The sequence below is a fragment of the Thermodesulfobacteriota bacterium genome (assembly GCA_039028315.1).
Lineage (GTDB): Bacteria > Desulfobacterota_D > UBA1144 > Nemesobacterales > UBA2774 > CR02bin9.
Genome location: JBCCIH010000272.1, coordinates 1 through 1,647 on the forward strand (window position 1 = coordinate 1; position 1,647 = coordinate 1,647).

General features: G+C 44.9%; 2 protein-coding genes. One reads left to right on the top strand and one right to left on the bottom strand.

Annotation, left to right across the window (positions count from 1 at the left end; all coding sequences use genetic code 11):
• Nucleotides 1-262 (top strand): hypothetical protein (locus tag AAF462_11895; GenBank protein MEM7009824.1); only part of this gene is annotated, 262 nt, incomplete at its 5' end.
• A 4-nt stretch (nt 263-266) separates the two neighbouring features.
• On the opposite strand, the gene gcvPB is transcribed toward AAF462_11895, so the two are convergent.
• The coding region (gcvPB, locus tag AAF462_11900) for an aminomethyl-transferring glycine dehydrogenase subunit GcvPB (protein ID MEM7009825.1) at nt 267-1,647 on the bottom strand (1,381 nt) is incomplete at its 5' end.

Below are 1,647 nucleotides of genomic sequence, written 5' to 3' on the forward strand. Positions count from 1 at the left end.
AAATGAGAAAACCAGAAGGGTAACGCAAGCCGAGGCAGGATATCAGGAGCGTAAGCTAGCCGCAGATGGTGAGGCCTATGAGATTGAGGCAGCCTCTAGGGCAAAAGCTGACGCTATTGAAAGAGAGGCAAAGGCTCTTAAGAACAATCCAGAGCTTATCCTGCTAAGATTGGCTGAAAAATGGGACGGAACTCTGCCAAAATTTACCGGCGGTGAAGGCGTTCCTTTAATTAACATAGATACTGTATTAAAAGGTAAATAGAAAATTATTTTGCCGGAATAAATAAAGGTAAATCTTCATAAGACTCAACTGGCGGGCAGGAACAAACAAGGTTTCTGTCCCCGTATGGGTTGTCAATTCTACCAACCGGCGGCCAAAACTTATTCTCTTTAAGATATGGAAGTGGAAATACCGCTTTCTTTCTAGAATACAGATGCTCCCACTTATCAGTTGAAATTTCTTTTGAAGTATGAGGAGCGTTCTTAAGCACATTATCGTCTCTGTCAGCAGTCCCGTCTGCAACCTCTCTCATCTCTTTATAGATATAAATTAGAGCTTCTGCAAAACGGTCAAGCTCATCTTTTGCCTCACTCTCTGTTGGCTCTATCATCATGGTGCCGGCAACTGGCCAAGATACTGTAGGGGCGTGAAAACCATAATCCATAAGCCGCTTAGCTACATCTTCAACTTCAATCCCTGCATCTTTTTTAAATGAGCGCAAGTCCAAAATAAACTCATGCGCAACTCTGCTGCTTGTGCCGGTATACAGAACGTTGTAGAACTTCTCGAGCTGAGATTTTAGATAGTTGGCATTTAAAATTGCATATTTAGTAGCATTGGTAACCCCGTCATATCCCAGTAGCCTTATATAGATATAAGACACCAGCATGATGCTTGAGCTGCCCCATGGAGTGGCTGAAACAGCTGGTATAGATTTGTCACCTCCAAGCTCGACCACACTATGACCGGGAAGGTAAGGAGCTAGTTCCTTGGTCACACAAATCGGCCCCATACCAGGGCCTCCGCCTCCGTGAGGGATGCTAAAGGTTTTGTGAAGATTTAAATGGCATACATCTGCGCCTATTATCGAAGGGCTCGTAAGCCCGACCTGAGCGTTCATGTTTGCCCCGTCCATATAAACCAGCCCACCGTTTTCATGAATAACTGAGCAGATCTCTTTTATTCCCTCTTCAAAAACACCGTGGGTCGAAGGATAAGTGACCATGATGCAAGAAAGCGTGTCTTGATGTTTGTGTGCCTTGTCTCTTAAGTCTTCAATATCAATATTGCCCTGATCGTCGCATTTTACGACAACCACTTTCATTCCTGCCATGGCGGCGCTTGCAGGATTGGTTCCATGAGCAGATGATGGAATTAAAGAGACATCTCTATGCCCTTCTCCTCTATCATTATGATATGCCCTAATTACCATTAGCCCGGCATACTCGCCCTGGGCTCCGGAGTTTGGTTGTAGGGAAACTCCAGGAAGTCCTGTAATTTCAGCGAGGTAGGACTCTAGCTTTGAGAATATATTTTCATAACCCTTGGCCTGGTCTTTTGGTGCAAAGGGGTGAAGCTTTGAGAACTCTGGCCATGTAACTGGGACCATTTGGGTCGTGGAATTTAATTTCATTGTGCAGGAGCCA